This window comes from Paenibacillus sp. J45TS6 (assembly GCF_018403285.1).
GTDB lineage: Bacteria > Bacillota > Bacilli > Paenibacillales > Paenibacillaceae > Paenibacillus.
The window spans coordinates 46,361-69,039 of the sequence record NZ_BOSJ01000009.1 but is presented as its reverse complement, the minus strand read 5'-3'; the positions used below and the strand labels follow the sequence as shown (position 1 = coordinate 69,039).

Genomic DNA, 22,679 nt, shown 5'->3' with positions numbered 1-22,679 from the left:
CATAGGACTAGGAGGACATTAAAGGATGCACACACATAACCATTCACAGTACCAAGATGAGCTACAGCAGCTTGCCACACTATCGGGCTTGATATGTTGGGGAACCGTTACGGCGAGATTTTGTCTAGGTGGAGTTCCGAATGAAGAGCTAATCAGTAACATCAGCATCATTCCCGTTGTGGGAGATCAGTATGTAGTCATGCAGCTGGAAGATGGCAGGTGGGAACTGATTGGCGGAACACTCGAACCGAAAGAGGCATACATGGATGGACTGCGAAGAGAATTAATGGAGGAGATTGGAGCGGAACTCATCAGCTACCATCCATTTGGTCATTTTCAGTGTACATCAACGTTGGAGGCCCCTTATCGCGCACATATTCCGCATCCGCATTTTGTAAGACTGCTCGGATATGGAGAGGTGAAGTTAGTAAGCAAACCTCTGAATCCAGAAGATGGGGAACAAGTATCTTTGGTAGAACTCGTTGATATTAATGAGGCCGTACGCAGGTTTGAGGAGATAGGTAGATATGATATTGCAGAGATGTACCAGCTGGCACATCGGGTTAGAATGAGCTATGAGAGTATGGGGGAATAAGTGAATGGAACGGATGCATAGAGATACATAGAGAGAGATAGATAGAGATAGAGATAGATAGAGAGTGAGTCATCTGCCTGGCTTTTTAGAGGGAACGTGGGAGTTCAATGATTAGGCAGGGAGAGATGCGATCACCGATTAGAAGGAATCAATTTGAAAGCGACCAAAAGCAGGTATCTGTCGTTAATGCATACGCCAGTAGTAGATCCCAACGATCACGGCAAGAACAATGCCAGCAACCATGAATGACATTAGCAGATTGCTTCCTACCGAGTAATGCTTGGAAATTTCCTGGTCTTTTTCTTCTGCTTTTCTCTTGGCTACCTCTTCGTCATTCGGAGTTAAATGGTGATTAGGAAAAGGCATAAGACTCACTCCTTACTCGTATATAGTATCGTTTCATCAAATTTCTTATCCGTGTAATGAACCAAAGGTATCATACATTAGATGGATTATTAACCATTTAATCTCATTTATAAACAAAGGATTTATCGCTTGATTCTAATATGAACGAATTTAGAAACATGAAAAGTACCTGATTCCAAGTAAACCCCAAAATACTGCTTGCAAGCCAGCTGGATCCGTTTCATATTTATCATATTTATTCGGATTGTGAGGACATATCTTACAAGAAGAGAAAGCATCCATAATAGAGATAATGTACTCAAAACTAAAGAGAAAGTACGCATAACAAAAGAGCCTTATTTCTCGGGCTGTTCCCTGTTTCAAAAACAGGAAGCAGTTCCCTCCGAATGGAGTGTGAAAAAGGCTCTTTTGCATTATATATTACAAGTGTACTCTAACCATCTAATATGAGAATTTTATTATGAATCTTAATTCTCCCAATGCTCTGAGATATATTCGTCTCGACCTGATTTCTCGCGGTCTTCCTTATAGTGCTTCTGATTCTTCTTATGATAGTCTTGATGATAATCCTCAGCAGGATAGAACGTTTCGGCTGGCAAAATCTCCGTTACAATCAGCTTATCAAATCGGCCGCTGTCTGCTACTTCCTTTTTCGATTGCAGGGCAAGCTCCTGCTGCCGCTCGTTATGATAGAAAATGGCGGTTCTGTACTGACTGCCCCGGTCATGGAATTGACCGTCTGGATCAGTTGGATCGATCTGCGGCCAGTAGAGTTCGAGTAGTTTTTCATAAGGGAAAACATCTGGATCAAACGTGATCTGTACAACCTCGTAGTGTCCGGTGTTTCCTTTTTTCACTTCTTCATAGGTCGGATTCGTTACCGATCCTCCCATGTATCCTGATACAATGCCATGAATGCCGGGCAGCTCCTCAAAGGGAGTGACCATACACCAGAAGCATCCTCCTGCAAAAGTAGCTTTTTCCATAGGTTCTACCTCTTTCGATATGTCGTAGTTGGCTTAAAGTAAAGATAATAGAGTTCAGTATACCAAAAACGCGAGTTGGTACAAAGTGTAAACAGTCGATAGTTAAGTCCTGAGTAGTTCTTATTTTCTGCTTTACGCTTGGAATACAAAGATAATCGATGACTAGGAGAAGATATTTTAGAATAGAACGAACCGATGTAGAAGCATATACAGTCTTCTTACTAGAGCAGGGACATTCACATGCTTATGTAAACCAAGCAATTAGCTCTATACGATTTTTGACGAAATTTGTCTTACATCAGTCACCCGAGAGTGCACGTTATCTAAGACCAAAACCGGAGAAGAAACTTCCTTATGTATTATCTGAGCAAGAAGTTCTTCGGATTCTTAAAGCTTTACCTAACTTGAAGCATCGGACGATGTTATATTTAGCGTACGCTTCAGGACTTCGGGTTAGTGAGGTGGTAAGGTTAAGACTGACTGATTTTGATATAGACAGAGGAACGATTTTAATTAGGCAAGGCAAAGGAAAGAAAGACAGATATACACTTCTCTCATCTGCTGCATGGGAACTTGTACAGAACTATGTAAAGAATGAGAGTCCAGGAAACTGGTTGTTTCCCGGACAGATCGAAGGGAGGCACCTTACAGAGAGATCCCTGCAGAAAGTATTTGCACAGGCTTTAGTAGAATCTGGGATACGTAAGGAAGTTGGCATTCATGTTCTAAGACACTCCTTCGCTACACATTTAATAGAGGGAGGTACGGATCTTAGGTACATTCAAGAATTACTTGGACATACCCATTCCTCCACAACAGAAAGATATACGCATGTAAGCAGGAAGAATCTAAAGAAGATCCAAAGTCCGCTGGATCGAATGAAGGAGGATTTTGGAGAATAATCAATTACAATATATTGAATATGAGTTATAATTTAATAGATATTGAGGTTCGTGAATACATGATGAATGTGATGATACACGTAGTTCAGAGATATAGGTTAAAAGAAGATATTTGCGACATACAGAGATAAAGAAGTTATAGTAAAATCTATCAAGGGTGGAATGTAGACATATGAACATTACAAGCAGATGTCCTTTAATTATTAATCGAAAGCAATCACGTAGCTGTATAGCATATTAGAGGAAGATTATATTAGTTTGCCATACTACATATACCTATATAAAGATCGTCAAGAACTTGAAATTGAAAGAGATGAAAACCCTACTATGTCAGATGACACGTACACTATTATTTTAGGAAATGAAGTTGGTCTTCCAATTGGTGTTTGCCTTGATGATATTAAAATGATTAAGATATTCCCATTTAATTTAGACGATTCTGATAATGATATTGTTAAGTGTAAAATTATATGGAATGTATTTCATGAAATTCGTCATGCATGGCAACATTCAAAACAACTATTTACTGAAGAAAATATAGATTTAAAATCAGGAAACATCAAAAAATATTATAATCATCCATCAGAACGAGATGCGAATTCATTCGCTGATAAGTTATATGAAAGTAACATAGACGATATATTGAGGATTCTTGAGGTTAAGAAAGGTAATATAATTAAATCCAAGCGTTTACATTGACATTAATTATATGATAAAACGGATTAAATAATCTTAAGTATAATCGCGGAAGGCATGACATCACATAACAAAACATCCTACTGCGGGTATTCGCCTTTGATGGCTTAGAAGGATTTCCAAGGAGAGTATTAAAGCGATACATTCAACCAGCTAAATCTGACGCCCCCTGCGGTCACTTAGCTGCTTGAACGTCAGGAATGCCAAACGTTATAGGAAATCAGCGAAAATTAATTTGAAATCTTTGAAAGTCAAAAATATTATTCTTTAGATGAAAGGACAGGTGAGAATAGTGCCGTTTATTCCTTATCGTTTTAAGCTTTTTTTTAGAAACAGTGCATAATGAGAGTTTCAATCTTAAATTACCAGAAAATTTATCTTTTATAATTCCAGAAACATCAGTATATGTTATGAATCATGAGATTGATGATGATTCTAACACAATTGACCTTTATATCTATATTGAGATTGAATACAAATTTAGATTTTAAAGGAATATATTAGAATCATCTAAATTCTGCTTTTAAAGAGGTAGAACAATCACTAAAGATTTTGAATTTTATGTATGATTTAAATTTAACACATTGCTTCGATGGCGCTTCTATGATGACGGGTCAAATTGATAAAATGCCAGAACAAAATCTTGAACTTTTTGGGAATAAAGTTAATGTTAGAGAAATACTAAAATTTAAGGATAGGTTATCACAACTATATAATGAAAATTATAATCTTTAAAGACTTGGACTGGCTGCAATAAAATATTATTCTAGGTACTTAGTTCTATGGGACAATGAATTAAATGAGGAAGCCTTTTTAAGCTTATTTAAATCAATGGAGATAGTTTCAAATCACATTTACAAGGAACACTGTAAAAATAACTTTACTACTCAAATAGAAAATATAGTACCGAATCTTCTTAAAGATATTTTCAAGGAAGATTTTCAAAAAAACAGACAAGATCAAACGATTCATAAAAGTATTATTAATGATTTGAACAAACTTGTTTCATTAAGAAGAAAAATTTTATTTACTCTCCGACATTTAAGTTTGGAATCTGATCCTATTGTTAATGAAATTGGGGGAATTATTAGGATTAGAAATAATACCGCAGCACATGGATCAGATAATGAAAATGATTTCAGTCATGACTTAATTTTTCCCTTTGCACATTCAGTAAGAAAGATAATTATTAAATATATATTCAATAATGACTTTAGGGGGTTAGATTGTGAAATCGATTGATTTTAAGGATCCATATATCTTAAGATTTTGAATGTGCTTTCAAAGAAGTCGCTGACATCATATAACATAACATTATATTCACACATCGGGCATATGCTCTAGGTCCAGCATGGAAGGATCTCAATGAAGCAGAGGCAACCCGACACCCAGCATACGCTGGGTCGTGAATACAGGAACGTTAGGTGAAACCCTCAAAAAAATTAAACCAAAGAAGGTATAATCAATGGAAACTCAATTATATTTTTGGAAGCCTTTAATGCAAAGACACAAGAAAGAATTAGCCATGGTTGAAGATTACTTCAATAAAACAAAAACTTTCTTTCATGATATTGATAAACAGGCAACTGAATATGGAGACAAGCTTTTTAGAGAATACCCTGCAGATGAAGACACGGATTTTTCGGCAGTAGCAGAGGCGGCAAATGAAGAAAGTGCTGAAATGTACGAAAATTTATTAAGGATGCAATCAAATCATTTATTAATGACAATTTCGTTATTGTATCATACTTGGGAACAACAATTAATAAAGTTTACATTAAGTGAAATGAGTAATTATTTTGATTTCACAAAGAGAGTTTTAGATTTTAAAGGTGTTCAAACCATTTTTAAATTGCATAAAGTGGATATAACAAAAACAGAGGCCTGGAGTGAAATAAGGGAATTGAAATTTCTTGCTAACACTATCAAGCATGGGGATGGAGAGTCAGCCGATAAGCTAAGAAAGATTAGACCAGATTTCTTTACTAGTGAGTATTTTGATGACCCAGTTGATTTACTTAAATTAAACGGGGCGGTACTTTTAGATGGATACACTATAAAAGCTCATGAAAGTGATTTATATAATTATATTATTGCAGTTCAAAAATTTTGGGATGAGATGCCTGAACGCGCTTTTTCAGATACAAAAAAAATAATTGAAAAGATGAATAAATAATTTTGATTGTATGACTTCGAAGAAGAGGATATCACCTAACATAATATTCACGCTGCGGGCATGCGCCCAGGGTCCGGCAGGAGCCGGACACCCAGCATACGCTGGGTCGTGAATACGGGAACGTTATCAGAAAATTACTAATATTATAAAAATAGGGAGAACAAAACATGAAATTATGTGCATACTGTGGCTTGTCCAAGCCACTAACTAAAGAACATATTTGGCCTAAGGGAATTATTAATAGAGTTCCTACTTACATTGGAAGATATTCTGAACGTGCTAATAAAGTGCAAGCAGGGGAACTTGTAATTAAGGATGTTTGTCAGACATGTAATAATGGAATTCTGTCAGGTTTGGATGATTATTTATGTAAACTATTCGATGCTTTTTTCAAAGATTTTGTGCGTGAACACGAAATTGTTAACTTTGAATATGATTATGATCTGTTAGCAAGAGTACTCTTAAAACTATCTTTTAATACAGCAAGAGCTTCAAGACAGCCAATAGAGTATTTTAATTCACTTATCCCATATATACTTGGTAGCGAGAGAATACGACCTGAGAATTTCTCATTACTTGTTCAGATAGTAAAACCTAGTAAAGTGCTTGAGAAGGGCTTTATAAGAAATTTATATCCATCAGGAGTTAGATCAGGACGATTCGAATTACCGAATTTGAAGCATGAGAATGTACAGTATCGGTTAGTATCAATCAACTCATTCTATTTTTATTTATTATTATTTAATGGAGAAAGACAACCCCAATTAATTAATGAAATTTGTAAACTAACGAGTTCGCAAGTCATAAACCCAAATGAAATGAAAATCATGCTATCTTCAAGTAATGAAGATACTCACTCAATATATGAACACCATTTCAGAGAGAATAAAGCGAAATATAAAGAGTTTTTAGAAAAGCACGAACAATGAATGTTTTCAGGGGGAGTAACCTTCCGATAACAATGTTTTTCAGCATCGTCGCTGACGCTCCTTGGTCGTCAAGAGGGACTTTCTGAGAAGTGGAATCAGGCGACACATCCAATCGGCTAAGTGGCTAAGCCACCCAGACCTTCGGTCCTTAAGCCATTTGGACGTCAGAATTACGCAACGTTATCTGAAAGAATCTATAAAATAGGAGAAACATAAATGGAAAACCTTATTTTGAATTATTTCGAAAATGAAAGTGTAAATAACCCTGATATTGAAATAACATTACTCTCAGAAATAAAGACAAAAATACTTAAAGACTATATTTTGTGGTAGAATTTTCATATATATTGTTTCATCATTAAAGGGGATGTCAAAAATCAATATTTTGGGTTTCTCAATTAGTTCAAATGAAATATACGTATCTACTTTCAATAAGAATGAACGATCTTTGGCAATTGAAAAGTTTGTATTGTCTAACGACTCTGGAGAGTCCCTTAGAGAACTTTACAATTATATTCAAATGATAATGAAGAGATTCACGGAAATCGAAAGATTAATTTTAGAGGTCGCTTCAAATGGACAAAGAAGTCCTTCAATTGAGCGAGTAAAGGCTGAAGGAATTATAGATTTGGCAATATCTGATTTTGGATATGCAGAACAATTAACTAAGATAAAAACACAAAAGACCAAAAAGAAATTTAAGGAACTTCCGACAAACCCAGTATGGGTGATTTTTAACAAAGTTAGATATTCAACCAAAGCTCAGCAAGTGATCGCTTATTTGTTATTAGAGGAATTAATATGAACATTGGCACTTCTAATCTATCAATGTATCAAGATTTCTTCTTAAAGGAAAGAAACATCAAATTAGAAAAAGAGATCTTTGAAGGTTCAAGTGTAGCTTTCCAAGGTTATCATGAAACTTTTAAAAAAAAGGTATTCGTTAAATTTATTCCACTTCCTTGGGATGAAGGCCAAAACATTGAACATGAAGTTGAAACACTGATTAATCTTAGAGATAAACAAAATATTGTAAATGTATTCGATTCGTTTATTGACTCACATACAGGCTCTCAATTGGTCATTGTAACGGAATATCTTGAGGGATATACTCTTGATAAATTTTGTGGACTATCACAAATATCGTTAAAACAAGCAATTGATATTATCATGAATTTAATAGTGGGTGTCAGTGATGTACATAATCTTGGGTTAGTACATCGTGACTTGAAACTCGAGAACATCATATATGATGGTACAAAGCCTATAATTGTTGATTTAGGCTCTGTCAAGTCTATCGGTGCAAAAGTATTGATTGAAGATCCTATACCTTTTCTGTATAGATCATCTGAAGTATTTTCTAAAGGCATTTATTCAATTCAATCAGATATATATCAAATAGGTTTGATTCTATTTCAATTAGTTAATGGAACACTACCAACAGACGTAGAATTTTATGCTAAGTTAAGCAAGTTAAAGTTAGATCCTGATAATACCTATCAAGAGGGAAAAAATCAAATAATTAAACTTGTTAAAAAAGATCAGTTAATAAATGTGATTCCTCAATTGCCTATATATTGCACAAAAATAAATAGAGTAATAAATAATGCAATAAAACTAAGATATAAAACTTTAGATTCATTTTATAAAGATTTAGCTAAAACCAAGAGTGAAGTGCCTGACTGGATAGTCCAATCTGACAGTGAATATTTATGTAAAGAATGGAGAAGAAAAAAATATAAGGTGGTAAAGGATGAAGAGGGATATAGAATTTTCAGTCAGGCATTAATTAAAACAAGAGAGCTTGTTCAAGTTAATACTTCTTTAGAACTTAATAAGTTTTTTCAGAACATATAATTTCGAAAGCCCATTTTACATTACGTAAGATGGGTTTTTAGTCGGAGGGAAGTTGTGGATACAGTAACGTTATAGGAAATATCTGAAAGATTAAATTATCCTTTTGGGTATTTTTCAGTAGAAATTTGTATGTGTTTTTTTATGAAGTTTAAACATAAGAGAGTGAATAAGGTATTCTTTTATTTACTGTTGTGCATTTAAACCATATTTCTCTAATACAGAGTTACGGAATGTGTTGTATTCTGAAAGTTCCGATGTTGTTAAAGCTTGCAAAGGGGCTTTCGGTTCCTCATCAGTCAACATGATTTTACCTAAGTTATCATTGACTAAAGAGTAATCACCGAAACTATTTTTCATCAAAAAAATCACACTTGGCTCATCTTTCTTGAGCTCTATATAATTTCCCACTGTAAACTTTTCTCCTTCATGAAGACTAACAGGTTCAATGATAGTCAATTCTTTCTGGTCTTCTGGAAAGTCAGTTGGCTTTTTTATTATTTTATCGATTTTAATAGTTGTTCTCGTGGAGAAATCCTGCAGGTAATTGTCTGCATAAACCTCTACGTTATGTTCTCTATCCGAAAAGTCTTCCGTCGCATAACCTACTACGATCAGCTCGACATACTCGTCTAACTTATCAACATCTTGCAATTTGAGAGAATTAGCAGATAAGTACGTAATCTGTTTGTAAGGATCAGCAGCACTTTCTTGATTATTAGAATAGACAATAGCCGTCGTTGCAATAAGCGTTACTGATAATAAAGCTATCACAATATATTTAAATCTTTTCTTCAAAAATAACCCCGCCTTTAGTTAGGAGATCATCCTTTTGTTCAGCAAAAAGGAATTAGTTTAAAAATATACTAATTTTGGTAAATGGACAAATGTTTCTCCTATTTATTCTGTACAATACATAAGCTTTCGAAGCCGGATAGAGTGTTATGAATAACAAAAACATCTTACTTTTTATTAAGTTTTTATTAAGAACTATCTAATGTTTATCTACTAAACTAACTTATGTTACTTACGGCAGACTTTTATTCTCGCCAAAAAGTATACATAATAGGTGGCCGGTTTTTACTGGCTGCGGAGAAAAAGGAGACTTTGCTATGAGGAATCGTTTTCACCTGCGACGAATGTTGTCGCTAACACTGGCAATGGTTATGCTGGCGGTCCTATGGGTGAGTCCAGCGATGGCTGCAGAAACAACGGTAGATAAAACGGATGTGGTAGATATTGTCCTCAGCGACGATCGTATCACTGTAGACGGTGAGGCTGCATCGAAAGATTCGAAATCACCCGTTTACGTCGGTGGAGAAATTATTTATTACCATGACCAAGATACGTATGAAAGTGGAAATCCCTACGGCGAAGGAACAGAAGATGAAAAGCATTCCGAAGAGGAAGCTGCACTACACACAGCTGTAACGTTTACAAAAGAGGGTACTTACCGAATTTCCGGTAAACTGTCATATGGACAGATTGTGGTTGACCTCGGTGAAGATCGCCGTACAGACCCTACTGCAGTTGTAAACTTGATTCTCGACGGTGCAGATATCAACTGTACGATTGCTCCGGCTGTCATTTTCTACAATGTATATGAGAGTGATCAGGCATGGGTTGCTTACGATAACGGAGAAACTGAAGAATACACAGCATCTGCCACTCAGGATACAACGGATGCGGGTGCGAATGTAATTCTGGCTGACGGCTCTGTTAACAACATTAGCGGTTCTCATGTAGCTCGTATTTACAAAGACAATGATCAGAAGAAGAAAAAATATAAGTATGACGGTGCATTCTACTCCGTCCAGTCAATGAATGTGAATGGTGAGAAGCTGGGCACAGGCGTGTTGAACTTAACTGCTGACAACGAGGGTATGGATACAGAAATGCATCTAACCATCAATGGAGGTAAGATCAACATTCAGTCTCAGGACGATGGTATCAATACAAACGAAGATGGTGTCTCTGTTACTACGATCAACGGTGGTAGTCTGCATGTAGTGGCAGGTTTGGGATCTGAAGGTGATGGTATCGATTCTAATGGATATCTAGTCATTAACGGCGGAACAGTGATTTCTCTAGCTAAACCTCAATCAGACTCTGGCCTAGATGCCGACAAAGGTAGCTATATTAATGGCGGTTATGTAGTTGCGACTGGTTCAACTATGGATTGGGCTGAAAGTGACTCTAAGCAAGTGACAATGAACCTTCAGTTTGCTTCTTCTCAGAATGCTGAGGAAGCGATTATTGTTACTGATTTAGAAGGGAAAGTCGTATTTGCTTATGATCCGGAAAAGGACGAGTCCTCAGGTGAAAACTACCGAGGATATCAGGGTGCTGTTATTAGTAGTCCTGAGTTTCAGGTAGGTCAGTCGTATAACATTTATGTTGGCGGCGATGTAAACGGTAAAGAAGTAGACGGTCTGTATGATGTTTCCACGGTAACGGGCTTTTCTAAAGAGGCGACAAAGCAGCAGTACACAGGTACTGATGTGGGTATGGGAGGTCCAGGTGGTGAACAACCTGAAATTCCGGACGATAGTCAAAGACCTGCGCTGCCTGAGGATGGTCAAAGACCTGAACTACCTGATGGCGTAACGCCTGGTAATGGTGAAATGCCAGGTGGTGAAAGACCTGAACTACCTGATGATAGTCAAAGACCTGCACTGCCGCCTGATGGCGAAATGCCAGGAGCAAACGGCGAGAGTTCCACAGGTCAGGCATCGACTGTATTTTACATGACGGATAAAGTGAATGCTTTCTCTGGTGTTGCTGATTTTAAAGCTAGTTCTATGTTTACTGATGTGGCTGCGGATGCATGGTATGCTGACGATATCACTAATGTAGTAAATAAGGGCTTGATGAACGGGATGTCGAGTACTACGTTTGGTCCTAATATGAACCTGACTCGCGGAATGATGGCTACGATCTTGTATCGTATGGCGGGTTCTCCGGATGTTACAGGAGATGCTGCATTCTCCGACGTATCTAGTGATAAGTACTATGCTAAAGCTGTTGCTTGGGCTGCTAAACAGGGAATTGTGGAAGGATACAAAGACGGTACATTCAGACCTAATGACAATATGACCCGCGAAATGATGGTTACTGTTCTTTACCGCATGGCCGGTTCACCGGATATCACGGCGGATTCTGGCTTCCCAGATGTAACAAGCACGAAATACTATGCTGCTGCTACAGCTTGGGCTGTTAAGCAAGGGATTGTGAACGGTTATCCGGACGGTACTTTCAAGCCAGATACGAATATCACACGGGCACAGACAGCGGCTATTTTAAGCCGTAACACAGCAAACTGATAGATAGTTAAAATAAAATTATCAAGGGCGAGGGAGCGATTTGCTTTCCTCGCTTTTTCTTTTTTGAGAATGCATGATGGCAAGATTTTTCGGAGAGGCGTCACATTCCAATTGCTAGGTTTGTCAACCCGGGAACTTTGTTGCCTTAACTCTTTTGAGCTTGTAAAAACTAGAACGTTAGGAGATATCATCGTGATATAATCAAACAAAATGGATTAAGGCAGGAGAGACAGAATACATGGATGATTTTACAAAGAAACGGATTCAGAAGATCATGGACAAGTACACTGAAAATGCAGTACCAGAACATGTGAAAAACCAGATTAAAATCAGTTATAAGATCAGAGGAAAACATGTGACATTAATTGAAGAAAGACAAGGCTACAAAAGTGATCAATGGGTGCAGATGCCTATATCTCAGTTTAGATTAGATGAAAAGGAATGGAAAGTATACTGGCAAGACAGTAAAGGGAAATGGCATTTTATAGATGACATAGAACCAAATGAAGATTTTGAAACACAGTTAGCGATCGTGGATGAAGGGCATAACGGATTGTTTTGGGGGTAACTTGAAAAGGTTAATGAGTTCTCATTATATAATATTCAAACATCGGTTTCTTGCGAAGTTTTAGTATGTTAGATGAATTTAGTGAGGGGTTTAGCACGCACATTCCAATCCTAACTATCGCTAGTCGGAAGTTAGGATTGGGGCAATGTGAATATAAGAATGTTAGGCGGAATTCCCTAAGGAGGTATAGTTCTATATGTCTGATCATTGGGACATCTATTTTTGTGAGATTGAAGATAAATTTTCATCAATTGTGTTGGATATGGATATCTGGAAGGAGATTGATAAATCTGAGTATCCGTATCCAAAGGTTTTAAGAATACCAATCAAGAACCCAGGAGAAAGTAGCATTCCTACTAATGATGAGGCTGTTTTAATCAATGATCTAGAAGAAAGAATCAATAATGAGATTATAGATGTTGGGTTTAATGTTGGCAGGATAACTACCGATGGTTTACGAGATGTAGTTTATTATTTTTCTAAACAGTACGAGCTAGAAAAAGTAGCAGAAAAGTATTTCCTTGAACATGGTTATGAGATTGAGGTTCATAATATTGAAGAAAAGAATCATTGGGATTTTTATTTTGATTTCCTTTACCCCAACAAATATCAAATACAACATATGGGGAATAGGAATGTTATCGAACAGTTGCAAGAGTCAGGGGATAAATTAGAAGAACGGAGAAGGGTAGATCACTGGATCTATTTTCAATCCACTGAAGATAAAGATCGCTTTGAAGCTAAGGTTAAACTTCTCAGTTTCAATATCAGTTCCAATCCTTCTAATGACGAAGAAATTTATTCTCAGATATATCGTCATGATGATGTCGACTTCCATTCAATAAATGAAGTTACGGACAGCCTTATTGATTTAGCAGAAGTATGTAATGGTGATTACGATGGATGGGAATCCATAGTTATTAAGTAGATTATAAGTAGAGGATTTAAAGGAATTTGAGAGTGTACAACATTTTGAACTAAAACTAGTAAAAATATATAAACTATTACAACACAAAACGATTGAAGGCAAAATTAAAAATGAGTCCGGTGCAGTACCGAACTCGTTTTACCCAAGCTGCCTAATGAAATAACCGTGTCTAACTTTTAGGGGTCACTTCAGGCTCATAAGGAGTCAGGGGGTTACTTTTGGTTATGTTATGAGGTCTATAAGCCTCACTCAGCACAATTAACACTCAGAGATCTCTTTATGTATAACTACATTATAACTAGATCTTTAAGAGCTTGGTCTGTCCCTTCGATTCGATGAACTATTTTTTCATTCTGATCTGTCAGAGTATCTACAGTCGCTAACATCTCTTCTAATGTTGCCGAGGATTCTTCAATTATTGCTACAAAATGATTTACAGTACTCTCTACTTCTTCAGTTGCTTCTTTTACAGAACTTGCATAACTTGAGAAATCTTCAGTATTCTTTGCTAATTCCAATACATTCAGATCAATGGTGTCAAACGACCCCTTCGTCTGTTTAACTAGCTCTAAACTATTATTCATGTAATCTGTATTCTCTTCCAGACGGATATTGGATAAATCTGCTTGGCGAGTGACTTCGGCAATATTCTCAGTAATGCGCTTTGCTGAGCTATTCGTTAATTCAGCTAGTTTGCGAATCTCATGTGCAACCACCTCAAAGCCTCTTCCGAATTCACCTGCACGCGCAGCTTCAATGCTCGCGTTCAGTGATAACAAACTTGTCTGGTTAGCGATTTCCTCTATCGTATTCGTCAGCTCTTTAATATCATAAATGTTAGTAATGAGCGACCCCATCTCCGTCTTCATCTCATTCATATTCTGATGGAAATGATCAATCGTAGTTGTCAGCTGGAGGATCACTTCCCCTCCGTCGTTAGAGGCTGTTTTGGCTGATACAATCTGAGTCACAAGACTGGTGATTGAATCAATCATTTGATTTACTTTCTGATTAGAAGTGATGATATGCTCCGATATCTCCCCAATCGTTTCATTCTGTGTAGCCGATCCAGAGGCCAACTCTTGAAATGCAGTATTCATTTCTTTAAAAATATTATGATTTTCCTGACTGTTCACTCTTATCTCACTAATATTACCATAGATAGATTGAGTGGTATCGGCAATCTTCTTCTCTCTTTCCAGCTGTTTCTCAAGCATCTCAGAAGACTGCGCATTTAAGCTACGTACATGAACATTAAGTTTTCTAGTCAAATACGATTGAATAATAAGAATAATAGCAGACAAAATAAAGTAGAACAGAATGTAGTAAATTGTCCTTTGATTCGCTGTGATTTCTTTCATGGTTGCCATGCTGTAGACGATAAGGATGACCGCTTCTGTGAATCCAAGCGCAACAATTTTGGGGAAGTTGGCATAAAGTATTCCGATACTCATGATAAAAAATGCAGACACAACCGTAGTAATACTGCCACTACCTCGCATAATTTGAATGAGTAAAATAATGAACATTCCCACCACTGCAAGGATTGGAATTAAATTATTCATTTTTTTGATGTAAGCTACCCATAACCCCCCTGTGAGTAAAAGACTAGGAATTACAGTGATCCATAGGACAAAGCCAGAATAATTAGCTGTGGTGACCAATGCAATCATCAATACAAAAATTACAGTAGCCGCAATACAAATTAATAAGTTCCTTCTACGTAAATCTTGATACATGAATTGATCCTGTGCTGACTCTGCCATGCTGTTGACAACCCCTTCTAACATTCTAATAGTAAGCTCTACTATACATATCGTCATTTATCATTAAAAATGAACAAGGATTCAGTAAGGTTACCTGTAAAATAAGATTTTGTTTCAATGATGGAGTAGAGGTATTGACGGTGTTACATCAATCTAGGAGACTTACATAATTGAACGTCATGAATTTCTTAATGAGATTTATGACGTTTTTCTATTTTGAGGAAGATTTATTTATGCTTCAAAGACGATAAAAAACCATAAAAGAAATAGGAGAGAGGCTTATGGATCGCTTGGTGGTTATGACGGTTGGAAAAACGCATAGCGGCAAAACCACCTTTGCCAAAGAGTTGGAATCTGTATTACAACAATCTATTGTCATTGATCAGGATAATCATGCTGAATTTATTAATACGCATTATAAGAAACTTCGTCCTACAGAGGGTCCAAACACTTTGAAATTCTCTGTAACTAATACCATTGTGAACTATGCTATAGAGCAAAGCGATCTCCACATCATCTAAAGTAACTCCAATTTGAATAAATCGGGGAGAGCAAACCTACTCAAATATTTTCATGAGAAAGGATTTAAAAGTGTGAAGCGTGGAGAATATTGATCATAACCAAGTCGGCCAAGTCCATAAAGGTCCCTGTATTCTTGGTATGTGAACCTCACTAATGACATACAGTTATTGTAGTTGATCTAGAAATTGCAATCCCATTAATGAAGGGAGGAATTACACGCGTGGAAACGCTGGGTAGAGGGTGTCTCTGGCTTATAATTGGTGTCATCGGATTGATGCTTCTCGCGTTAATCACACAAAGCACAATCAACATTCCATGGTTTATCTTTATCCCCATTGTGATACTCGTCTTCTGGATTGCATCAAAGAAGAGCAAAAAATAAAGGTGCCGAGCAAACTTAACTCGTATTTACATGAGATCGTACAGCATTATTTTTCGAACAAGTGGATAGATACAGATACGTAAAATCATGATAAGTAAATAAGCAATTCACAAAAAGGAGTTCTAGAAATTCTCTAGAACTCCTTTTATATGCTGCTTGTTACTTTTGCGGGTTACCATTTGACTGGTTGATCACTAAAGCCACAATAGAAAACACAATAAAAGTTGAATAAATGAAAGTTGCTAAATAAACACTCCCACCTTTGGAAACCCATGCGATGACAGCGATGATTAAACCTAAAATATTAAATATGAGCAAACGTAAAATGAAGTTGTTAACCATTATCGCAATTACATAGTTAACGATACTCATCACAAGATTAAAGGCATATAAGATAAGGAAAAGAACAAAAAAGGGCACAGCCCAATCCCCTCTATTGCTTAATTCCGAATGGTTTACAACTATTTTTGCTCCAATCCAGCCCGAAATCAAAGACAGAACCATCGATATGATAAAAGTATTAAGGATAAATTCTTTCTTGGATTTTTCCATAAACCACTCTTAATCCTTTCCAAATAGTGTTAAATTATCTATTCGGTGTTAAGTTTAAACAATAATGCTTAGATAAGCAATCATGTTTAAAATCTCCATTGTTTTCGTTGTTTAATGCTGTTTAATGCTGTGATGTACGCCCTCATTAGTAAATCAAATTTTATTTATAGAATGGAGCAGGTAGTTCGAAAATGGATGTATTACAAATAAAGAGATTAACAAACTATCTTGAGTTCTTTCAGAATGACCGTAGTGTCTTTTTTAGTGAGAGCAAGGGTTGGAGGATAGAAAGCCCAGAAGTAAGTCAATTTAGAAAAGAACTATATGATACCGAATTTCTACTCGTTTTTGATTGGGTTCAGTGGATTTCTGAAAATGATGAATTTAAAAATGTGAATAATAATGTACAAGATAAAATTAGGGATGCAGATTTAGAAACCCTTAGGAAATTAATGACTAGTTATATTCGAGGAGATCGGTTTAATGAGGGTCTTTTTATTGATGTGATACTAAAAGGACATGTTACTAATATCTTATTAAGACTTCGAGAACTGATTAGTGAGTAATGCAGAGAATAAATGCTGTACAATCTAAGTTTATGGAGGCTAAATCCGTGAGATTAATTGGTCAAGTTCAAGAAGATTTAGTAATTGCCGAGTTTCTGTTTGCTGAGAGGCTTGAGGTTGTTGATTATTGAAATATGACAACCTTTTACAAGGATGAATCAATTAGAATTATGAAAGTGAGGAGATAAAATTGAAATGCGTAAAAGTAATAGTTGGTTCGATGGCAACGGTTGTATTTCTTGCAGGATGTTCTTTCGCTCCTCGAGAAAAAAATGTTTCGGCAACTGAACAAATATCCATAACAAGAAGCGATCCTAATTCTCAGGCTGTTTTTGGAGGTTCTTCAGGCAGCTTGGCATATTCATATGAAAGCTTAGAAGAACTCGAAGCAGCCTCAGATGTAATTGCTGAAGTTAAGATAAAAGATATCCATAGCGAAGATGTGGAAAAAGATTCTACGTTGTATAATGCTACAATTATAGACCTGTTAAAAGGCAACGGTGAAGAGAAGGAAATTATTCTAAAACAAGTTGGTGTGGAAGAGGCAAGGGAAAAAACGGGTGATCTTACTATTCAGCGAGATAACCCACTTATGAAGCCAGATGAAAAATACATATTATTTTTAAAGGCAGGACAGAAGGCTGAGGTCGGACCTCTCTATTATGTTGCTGGCGAGTATCAGGGGAAATATGAAATTCAAGGCGATCAAGTATTCTCTGTAAATCAACAAGAGAAGACCAACGCAATGGTAGCTGGACAAGATTTAATTTCATTTAAAGAAGAAATCAAGCGTATCGTTAGCGAAAATGAATAGTCAGTTTTAGAGCACATTAGTTGAAGACAGGAGCCGAAATCCGGCTCCTGTCTTTTGTTATCGTTCCTCGTTAGCGCAACAATAGGTTTCTTTTACTGACACCCAGTATTATTTACTATAGGTACCGTTTAATTAAGTTGTAGAAAACGAATGATCTCACCGTCGCTTATTTCTTCGCTAACCCTATGAAACCCTAAAGATTCATAAAGGTTCCCAGCAATAAAGTTATCGGGTCTGTGTCCGATCATTAATTTCTTACAGCCATTTTGCTTCATAAGATGAATCAACTTTTTCATTGCTGCTTTGGCATAACCATTGCCTTGATGATTCTGATCAATCATAAGTGCAGGTATCCAGTGGTTACCATCCTCATCAGGGCTTTTACAAAAAACAATAAATCCGACTAGTAATGCCCCGGAATATACCCCTCGCAGCTCAAAATCATCAACATATTTAGATTCTGCAATCCAGTAAACAATAGGGGCAGGAAAAATGCTAATTTGTTCTTGCTTTACATGTAACTTGGTACAGTCGTACCAGTTGTCAATTGATACTGGTTTTAGCTCAATACTCACATAAATTCCTCCGTAGTTTTGATATCACAGAGGAATTCCTCTGTGACTATAAATGTGTTTTCTCCGTAACAACCACCATAGTAAGGATAATCTTCTTCATATCACATCACTCCTTTCGATAATGGAAAATATATTCATTATTATACTTGTAACTTATTATCTCTCGTTGGTACAAAACGGTTATACAATAAATAGTTTTTGAATCGGTGAAAAAAAGCCCTGATATGATCAATAGATTGATCTATCAGAGCTTTTTGTATTATCTAGTTACCTAGACAGCAATTTATTTAAAAATGCCGAATGGCGCGCCAATCGGAAGGAAACGGCGTCCGAAATGTGCGTTAAGAACAGATGCGCCGCAACCATATAGGGACACGATAGAAATACTCATTTCCGCATAGGCTGCCATGGTATGGAATACATGAGGTGCAACTCCAAATGCGTCGAGTGTTAATCCTAAGAAAAGAAAATCAATTAACACAAATATAATGAACAGTACTTTATTGGTTTCCATAGCACCGATCGTCATGAACAGTGTGAATATCAAATAACCTAGAAAGGCGAAGCCGAGCTGTTTCCCATCTATGTCAGCGGCCAAAATCGGACCAAATGCGCCCATCTTCATTAACCAGCTGCTCGCTACTCCGAGCCAGAAGAAGCCATAGGCACCGAATGCCGTCATTCCAAATGTATTATTATGCTTTGCGTCTTGAACAGCAGCGAAGATCTGGGCGATTGCACCAAGGAAAATAGCCCAAGGAATCACGTAACTAAGTCCTGTTGTGAGACCAAGCTTCTGCGAAGATGCGACAAGCGTTACGATTGCTAAGCCAAATAGGCCGATTCCGCTTGGATCTGCTGTAACGATTTGTACTGATTGTTTTTCTTGTGATGTCATAGTTGCCTCCAGTAAAATATACATGTGAAATAGGCCAATCAGTGGGGTCACCATTCTGATTAGCCTTGGAAATCATATCACAGTCATTGAAAAAGTGTAAGTAGAAATTTTTGATATACAATTCATTAGTAAATAGTAGTGTATGAGATTACTATAATCTAACGTCTTGTTTGCTCAAATGGCTATCGTCACAAGGATATAATATGTATAATTATGGAATAATATTCAGTACCAAAACATCATAGACTATATAACATTTACATAGATTGAGGGTAGAATATAATAATCAGGAAGAAGGTGATGAATATGAAAACAAGACATTTTCTCTTTATGGCGATGTTATTCAGCATCATAGCTCTTTTGACGGGGTGTGTGCCTGGGGATGGAGCAAAGAATGCTCAGGATCTTGCGGGATTTTTTAGTGGAGTATGGCATGGATGGATCGCTCCGATCTCATTAATACTCGGTTTATTCAGCGATAACATCAGATTATATGAAGTCTATAACACAGGATGGTGGTATGATTTTGGTTTTTACATCGCTGTTATCAGTGGTTTCGGAGGAATTTCGCTTTTCCGTCGTAAAAAAAGAAAGTAAGTTAGGTTAACTTTGAATAAGAAGGATTTGTAGGAGACGAATCAGGCAATCATCCTACACTGGCTGAGTTTCATGACTTTTTCGATGTCCTTTACTTTAGCCAGTGAGGGTTGGGTTGATTTTGTTCCTTTAATAAGGAGTTCACCAGTGCCACCCTCGCCAACAAGATAATCTCCATCGGGCTTAAGTTCTTGATCAATAGATATAGTGCAGTTAGCGCTACTTAAATCATCAAAATCATTAAAACCGAAATTTCAGCTGTTTTTAGATTGTTTGAACCATCAAAAAGCGAATTAGTTTGATTTTCGAAAGAGATCGTATATCAGATCTAAAAAATAATTTTTCAATAGATGGTTGATCGCCTTCATAGGCTCTAGATTCCCTGGGAAACTGGGGCTTTTTTTGTTCCCATGAAACATTCCTTAGTTGAAAACGTCTGTATTAATGTAGCTAGAAAATTATTTAAAATATAGGAGGAATTAAAAAATAAGAATTTAGCCATTAATTTATTTTAACGATCCATAGCTACTGCAGGTGAGACATAGACTTTGATTTGGACAAAAGCGAGCAATGGAGGGAATTATAGATGTCTACTAAGAAAAAGATTACCATTTCCATATTATCTGTATTTATAGTCATAACAGCCACCCTAGCTGTTTATTATATTGTTAATTACAATACAACTCAATCCATAAAAGAAGATGTCGGAGCGGTCAAAAAGACATTAAAACCCGGCGAGTCATTAAGCGTGATCGGAGAAATTAAAACGACCGATACGGATGAAGAAATTGATTTAGCAATGGCTCTTGCCTTAAAAGATGATGTATATGTTATGAAGTCAAGTGTTGTTCGAGTGATGCATGATATGACACATCAGAAAGTGGTTGCTTCGGATAAATGGAACTCGATTCAAATGACTCCTGAACGGATCGAACAGATTATTAAAGTCATCGAAACCAAAGGAACCGATTGGGATTTATACGAAAACATGCTCAAGATCGCGATGAAATGGCAGGCTGGAGATTTTTCGGAGATCGATAAAGATCATAATTATTTCTGGAAACTAGAGAATGGGAATATTGGTAAAGCAAAAGGGATCATGACGCCAGAAGAGGAAGCTGCTTTTGTAGAAAAAATATGGGGAACGGATACCAAATAAAAAAGTATAGCGGGTATTGAATCGAATGATGACATTATTTCAAGAGGTGTCGGATGTTTTATGGATCTTTCAGAAAGGCATCCTGACAAAAAAGTATTGATTGTAAGCCACGGAGCGCTGATTGGTTTATCATTAAAAAAATTAATTCCGCACTTTGATACATCAGAACATTTACACAACACATCGGTAACGATGTTAAATAAAGTAGAGTTAAGCTGGGATTGTAAGTTATATAATTGTATTACTCATCTGGATACGGAAAGGTGTGAGTCTAATTAATATAAGATGCGTGGTAGCTATCGCAATAGTTCTCATGTTTATTACAGGCTGTACGAAGACCGAGCCGAAGGATGCCATTACCTCCATTACCTCCATTACCTCCATTACCTCCATTACCTCTATAGAGCTAGAATGCAACACTCCAATATCAGAAGTGAAGTGTGAGAATCAATCCTTTAATGATGAGGAATCAATTAAGCTATTTGAAGAAGCAATAAATACGGCAGTAGAGAATCTGGGAGAACTGGATTACAGTGCAGAATATAATATGACCATTTTCTACTCAAACGATGTAACTACAAATTATCATCTATCTTTAGGATCACGTCGAACGGTAAAGGGATTACTGGTGAATCAGGAGAATACAAGTCAGGGATATGAAATATCAGTGGACCATGCCAACAAATTAAGGGATTTAGTGTCTAAACATTAAATAATGATCCTGCCAGCACGTTCATGAGGAACCATATTGACTCCGCTTTATGATGCGGCCGGAATAAGAGGATTAAGGAGAATGGTATTGAAGAAAAAAATAGGCTTATCGATCCTTATTATTAGTATAGCCTTCCTCGCCTTCACCCTGATATCCATATACCCTCAGACCACCCACTTACATGCCCAAGGAATAAAGTATAGACTAGGTGAGGAACATATTGGAGAGGAAAAGTCTATAGCCATAGATATGAAAGGCACCGTATATACAAGCCTTACAGGAAATAAAAGATTCGTTGGAACGATCACAATTGAAGGCGAAGAAATACCTGTTCCGGAGAATCAAAGACAACTAGAGATTAATTTGGGAAAAGACCTTAGTGGGATTATGCTATATCAATATAATGAAGATGAAGGGATTAGCCATTTTTTGTATGGAACCATCTTTGTGAATCGTTCCTTTCGTGAGGTAACAATTACGGTGATGGATCGATATTCAGCAGAAGGTAACCAAGGGGGGAATTGGAGCGGAGACGATGGACTTATGATCTCCGTTCCTGCTTCAGATCGAGCGGAGGCACTCCGTATATCGAATCATCTAATGAAAGATTATCTGGACGGTTACATTTTACATTAACTATTTAAAAATAAAATAAGGGCACAAAAGGAATCTTATCTATTATAGATGAGGTTCCTTTTCTATTCTAAATCAGGATACCCTTATGGAATTGAACGCGATTGTTACATGTATACCCCTACGCGTTGTGATATTAATCACAATTATGATGGGATTATGAGTGTTAGAATTTGAAGT

General features: G+C 36.7%; 26 protein-coding genes and 2 pseudogenes. 21 read left to right on the top strand and 7 right to left on the bottom strand.

The features are described 5' to 3' along the window. Positions 1-25: 25 nt before the first annotated feature. Positions 26-595 carry an NUDIX hydrolase gene (locus tag KJS58_RS14635; RefSeq protein ID WP_213533378.1) on the top strand — a complete coding sequence of 190 codons (570 nt, stop codon included), beginning with the start codon at positions 26-28 and terminating at the stop codon, positions 593-595. A 183-nt stretch (positions 596-778) separates the two neighbouring features. Here the strand turns inward: KJS58_RS14635 and KJS58_RS14630 are convergent, their stop codons facing one another. Beyond that, positions 779-961 carry a hypothetical protein gene (locus KJS58_RS14630; protein ID WP_213533376.1) on the bottom strand — a complete coding sequence of 61 codons (183 nt, stop codon included), beginning with the start codon at positions 959-961 and terminating at the stop codon, positions 779-781. Between the two features lie 467 nt (positions 962-1,428). Further along, positions 1,429-1,947, bottom strand: a complete 519-nt coding sequence (gene msrA / locus KJS58_RS14625) for a peptide-methionine (S)-S-oxide reductase MsrA (RefSeq protein WP_213533374.1) — start codon at positions 1,945-1,947, stop codon at positions 1,429-1,431. Positions 1,948-2,105: 158 nt separating this feature from the next. On the opposite strand from msrA, the gene KJS58_RS14620 reads away from it, so the two are divergent. The 7 genes from KJS58_RS14620 to KJS58_RS14590 all read left to right on the top strand — a co-directional run bounded on the left by KJS58_RS14620 (position 2,106) and on the right by KJS58_RS14590 (position 8,507). Further along, positions 2,106-2,849, top strand: coding sequence for a tyrosine-type recombinase/integrase (locus KJS58_RS14620; protein WP_213533372.1), 744 nt, complete (start codon positions 2,106-2,108; stop codon positions 2,847-2,849). A 258-nt stretch (positions 2,850-3,107) separates the two neighbouring features. Further along, complete coding sequence (locus tag KJS58_RS14615) at positions 3,108-3,548, top strand: hypothetical protein (protein WP_213533370.1); 441 nt, start codon at positions 3,108-3,110, stop codon at positions 3,546-3,548. Positions 3,549-4,376: 828 nt separating this feature from the next. Then, positions 4,377-4,787 carry a hypothetical protein gene (locus KJS58_RS14610; protein ID WP_213533368.1) on the top strand — a complete coding sequence of 137 codons (411 nt, stop codon included), beginning with the start codon at positions 4,377-4,379 and terminating at the stop codon, positions 4,785-4,787. Between the two features lie 223 nt (positions 4,788-5,010). Then, positions 5,011-5,721 (top strand): hypothetical protein, encoded by a 711-nt coding sequence (locus tag KJS58_RS14605; RefSeq protein ID WP_213533366.1) that lies wholly within the window; start codon positions 5,011-5,013, stop codon positions 5,719-5,721. Positions 5,722-5,888: 167 nt separating this feature from the next. Continuing rightward, positions 5,889-6,650 carry a hypothetical protein gene (locus KJS58_RS14600; protein WP_213533364.1) on the top strand — a complete coding sequence of 254 codons (762 nt, stop codon included), beginning with the start codon at positions 5,889-5,891 and terminating at the stop codon, positions 6,648-6,650. A 367-nt stretch (positions 6,651-7,017) separates the two neighbouring features. Further along, a complete protein-coding gene (locus KJS58_RS14595; protein WP_213533362.1) occupies positions 7,018-7,455 on the top strand; it encodes a hypothetical protein in 438 nt (145 codons plus the stop codon). Further along, positions 7,452-8,507, top strand: a complete 1,056-nt coding sequence (locus KJS58_RS14590) for a serine/threonine protein kinase (protein ID WP_213533360.1) — start codon at positions 7,452-7,454, stop codon at positions 8,505-8,507. Before KJS58_RS14595 ends, KJS58_RS14590 begins: the two co-directional genes overlap by 4 nt. A 183-nt stretch (positions 8,508-8,690) precedes the next feature. Here KJS58_RS14590 and KJS58_RS14585 read toward each other — a convergent pair whose 3' ends face one another. After that, complete coding sequence (locus KJS58_RS14585; protein WP_213533358.1) at positions 8,691-9,302, bottom strand: hypothetical protein; 612 nt, start codon at positions 9,300-9,302, stop codon at positions 8,691-8,693. Between the two features lie 314 nt (positions 9,303-9,616). On the opposite strand from KJS58_RS14585, the gene KJS58_RS14580 reads away from it, so the two are divergent. From KJS58_RS14580 to KJS58_RS14565, 4 genes and pseudogenes are all read left to right on the top strand, one after another. Continuing rightward, positions 9,617-11,827 carry an S-layer homology domain-containing protein gene (locus tag KJS58_RS14580; RefSeq protein ID WP_213533356.1) on the top strand — a complete coding sequence of 737 codons (2,211 nt, stop codon included), beginning with the start codon at positions 9,617-9,619 and terminating at the stop codon, positions 11,825-11,827. Positions 11,828-12,065: 238 nt separating this feature from the next. After that, on the top strand, positions 12,066-12,395 hold the full coding sequence (locus tag KJS58_RS14575) for a DUF3024 domain-containing protein (protein ID WP_213533354.1): 330 nt from the start codon (positions 12,066-12,068) through the stop codon (positions 12,393-12,395). A gap of 196 nt (positions 12,396-12,591) precedes the next feature. Continuing rightward, the gene (locus KJS58_RS14570; RefSeq protein WP_213533352.1) at positions 12,592-13,323 is read left to right on the top strand and encodes a DUF695 domain-containing protein; all 732 of its coding nucleotides are present in this window, start codon (positions 12,592-12,594) and stop codon (positions 13,321-13,323) included. A gap of 16 nt (positions 13,324-13,339) precedes the next feature. After that, a pseudogene (locus KJS58_RS14565) lies at positions 13,340-13,478 on the top strand (IS3 family transposase); the annotation flags it as partial. A 132-nt stretch (positions 13,479-13,610) separates the two neighbouring features. Here the strand turns inward: KJS58_RS14565 and KJS58_RS14560 are convergent. Further along, a complete protein-coding gene (locus KJS58_RS14560) occupies positions 13,611-15,089 on the bottom strand; it encodes a methyl-accepting chemotaxis protein (RefSeq protein ID WP_213533350.1) in 1,479 nt (492 codons plus the stop codon). A gap of 281 nt (positions 15,090-15,370) precedes the next feature. Here KJS58_RS14560 and KJS58_RS14555 point away from each other — a divergent pair. After that, positions 15,371-15,607, top strand: a pseudogene (locus KJS58_RS14555) (ATP-binding protein); the annotation flags it as partial. 545 nt (positions 15,608-16,152) lie between these two features. Here KJS58_RS14555 and KJS58_RS14550 read toward each other — a convergent pair. Continuing rightward, a complete protein-coding gene (locus KJS58_RS14550) occupies positions 16,153-16,545 on the bottom strand; it encodes a hypothetical protein (RefSeq protein WP_213533348.1) in 393 nt (130 codons plus the stop codon). Positions 16,546-16,736: 191 nt separating this feature from the next. On the opposite strand from KJS58_RS14550, the gene KJS58_RS14545 reads away from it, so the two are divergent. From KJS58_RS14545 to KJS58_RS25490, 3 genes are all read left to right on the top strand, one after another. After that, complete coding sequence (locus KJS58_RS14545) at positions 16,737-17,111, top strand: DUF6508 domain-containing protein (RefSeq protein ID WP_213533346.1); 375 nt, start codon at positions 16,737-16,739, stop codon at positions 17,109-17,111. After that, the gene (locus tag KJS58_RS25660; RefSeq protein WP_283771284.1) at positions 17,111-17,242 is read left to right on the top strand and encodes a hypothetical protein; all 132 of its coding nucleotides are present in this window, start codon (positions 17,111-17,113) and stop codon (positions 17,240-17,242) included. Before KJS58_RS14545 ends, KJS58_RS25660 begins: the two co-directional genes overlap by 1 nt. Before the next feature lie 89 nt (positions 17,243-17,331). Next, positions 17,332-17,925, top strand: coding sequence for a hypothetical protein (locus KJS58_RS25490; RefSeq protein ID WP_249717350.1), 594 nt, complete (start codon positions 17,332-17,334; stop codon positions 17,923-17,925). Between the two features lie 128 nt (positions 17,926-18,053). Here the strand turns inward: KJS58_RS25490 and KJS58_RS14535 are convergent, their stop codons facing one another. Both KJS58_RS14535 and KJS58_RS14530 read right to left on the bottom strand, forming a co-directional pair. Next, on the bottom strand, positions 18,054-18,500 hold the full coding sequence (locus tag KJS58_RS14535) for a GNAT family N-acetyltransferase (RefSeq protein ID WP_213533344.1): 447 nt from the start codon (positions 18,498-18,500) through the stop codon (positions 18,054-18,056). Positions 18,501-18,783: 283 nt separating this feature from the next. Further along, the gene (locus KJS58_RS14530) at positions 18,784-19,398 is read right to left on the bottom strand and encodes an acetate uptake transporter (protein ID WP_213533342.1); all 615 of its coding nucleotides are present in this window, start codon (positions 19,396-19,398) and stop codon (positions 18,784-18,786) included. A gap of 306 nt (positions 19,399-19,704) precedes the next feature. Here KJS58_RS14530 and KJS58_RS14525 point away from each other — a divergent pair, with 306 nt between their 5' ends. The 5 genes from KJS58_RS14525 to KJS58_RS14505 all read left to right on the top strand — a co-directional run bounded on the left by KJS58_RS14525 (position 19,705) and on the right by KJS58_RS14505 (position 22,502). Continuing rightward, entirely contained in the window at positions 19,705-19,995 is a 291-nt protein-coding gene (locus KJS58_RS14525) for a hypothetical protein (RefSeq protein WP_213533340.1), read from the top strand. 586 nt (positions 19,996-20,581) lie between these two features. Further along, positions 20,582-21,154, top strand: a complete 573-nt coding sequence (locus tag KJS58_RS14520; RefSeq protein ID WP_160032183.1) for a DUF6241 domain-containing protein — start codon at positions 20,582-20,584, stop codon at positions 21,152-21,154. Positions 21,155-21,160: 6 nt separating this feature from the next. After that, positions 21,161-21,433 (top strand): histidine phosphatase family protein, encoded by a 273-nt coding sequence (locus tag KJS58_RS14515; protein WP_213533537.1) that lies wholly within the window; start codon positions 21,161-21,163, stop codon positions 21,431-21,433. Between the two features lie 34 nt (positions 21,434-21,467). Next, on the top strand, positions 21,468-21,866 hold the full coding sequence (locus KJS58_RS14510) for a YhfM domain-containing protein (RefSeq protein ID WP_213533338.1): 399 nt from the start codon (positions 21,468-21,470) through the stop codon (positions 21,864-21,866). Positions 21,867-22,115: 249 nt separating this feature from the next. Next, on the top strand, positions 22,116-22,502 hold the full coding sequence (locus KJS58_RS14505; protein ID WP_213533336.1) for a hypothetical protein: 387 nt from the start codon (positions 22,116-22,118) through the stop codon (positions 22,500-22,502). Positions 22,503-22,679 lie beyond the last annotated feature (177 nt).